At 35.0% G+C, this 1,324-nt stretch carries 2 protein-coding genes; both read left to right on the top strand.

Annotated elements, in window-relative coordinates:
- Nucleotides 1-81 precede the first annotated feature (81 nt).
- The gene (locus tag FS935_RS23055) at nt 82-399 is read left to right on the top strand and encodes a transposase (RefSeq protein ID WP_158638699.1); all 318 of its coding nucleotides are present in this window, start codon (nt 82-84) and stop codon (nt 397-399) included.
- A gap of 26 nt (nt 400-425) precedes the next feature.
- Nucleotides 426-1,274 carry an IS3 family transposase gene (locus tag FS935_RS23060; RefSeq protein WP_158638700.1) on the top strand — a complete coding sequence of 283 codons (849 nt, stop codon included), beginning with the start codon at nt 426-428 and terminating at the stop codon, nt 1,272-1,274.
- The last annotated feature ends 50 nt before the right edge of the window (nt 1,275-1,324 follow it).

The following is a 1,324-nucleotide window of genomic DNA, read 5'->3' on the forward strand; positions in this document are numbered from 1 at the left end:
GTGACAGTGATTGACCCCCTTATAATGGACATATAAGTTATGATAAAGATACGACAAAGCTATATTTCCAAGGGGGATATTATGACCAATAAAAAATCAACTTCACATAAAAGTGTCGAAGTTAAACTAGAGGCCGTGCATCAAGTAATAGAAAATAAAAGACCAGTATCTGAAGTCGCTAATGAACTTCATTTACATCGTGACACAGTAAACCGTTGGGTAAATGCATTTAAAAAGAATGGTAAGCAAGGATTAGAAAGTCCACGTTCTATTACCCAAGCCTATTCTCATTCTAAAGATAGTAAGAGAATAAGAGACTTAGAAAAAAAGTTAAGAGAAACAGAGTTGGAGAATGAAATCCTAAAAAAGTTCCAGGCCTTTCTCAAAAAGAACGAATAAGCAAGAAGTTTGAAGCTATATCCTTTTTGAGAAAGGAATATTCAGTTGTTGTTTTATGCAATATATTTGGAGTATCAAAAAGTGGATACTACGCTTCCCTTAAGCGTCCAAAGTACCAAGCATCTAAGCAAGATCGTCGACTTTTAACACGAATTAAAAGAATCTATTCTCTTTATAATGGAACTTATGGTGCTAAAAGAATTGCGCAATACCTAAAAGCAAAGGGGCGTATTGTGAACCATAAAAAAGTAGCACGTTTAATGAGTGAAGCCAATATAAAAGCAGTTGTGAGACTTCCTAAAACAACAAAGGAATCCAAAGGTCAATCAGCTGGTTATGTCTATGAAAATCTATTACAACGTAACTTTTTCGCTAGTCAACCAAACCAAAAATGGGTAACAGATATGACTGAAATACAAATTGGGAAAGATAAATTTTACCTCTCAGTGATCATGGATTTATTTAATCGTGAAATTATAGCTTTTAAAATCAGCTCCAGTCCCAATTTAGAGTTAATTAAGGACACGCTTGAAGCTGCGCGAAAAAAGAGAAAGTTGAAAACACTAAAGGGTGTGCTCATTCATAGTGATCAAGGAAGTGTCTACAGATCTCTTAAATATCATGAATGGAGCCAGTCTATGAACTTCATACCGAGTATGTCCCGTAAAGCTAATTGTTGGGATAACGCGGTCATTGAAAGCTTCTTTTCTCAGTTAAAAACTGAATTTCCATGTTTCTACCCAGACATCGAAAAGGAGTCACTTCAATTAGATTTGAACGGGTTTATAAAGTTCTTTAATGAAAAACGAATCCAAGCAAAACTTGGATTCGTTTCTCCTAAAAGATACTATTTAGACTACCTAAGTGCAGTGTAAAATGTCGTATTTTACATGTGTCTATTTATTGGGGGCTTGACCACAGGCAC

The organism is Metabacillus litoralis (genome assembly GCF_007994985.1).
GTDB lineage: Bacteria > Bacillota > Bacilli > Bacillales > Bacillaceae > Metabacillus > Metabacillus litoralis.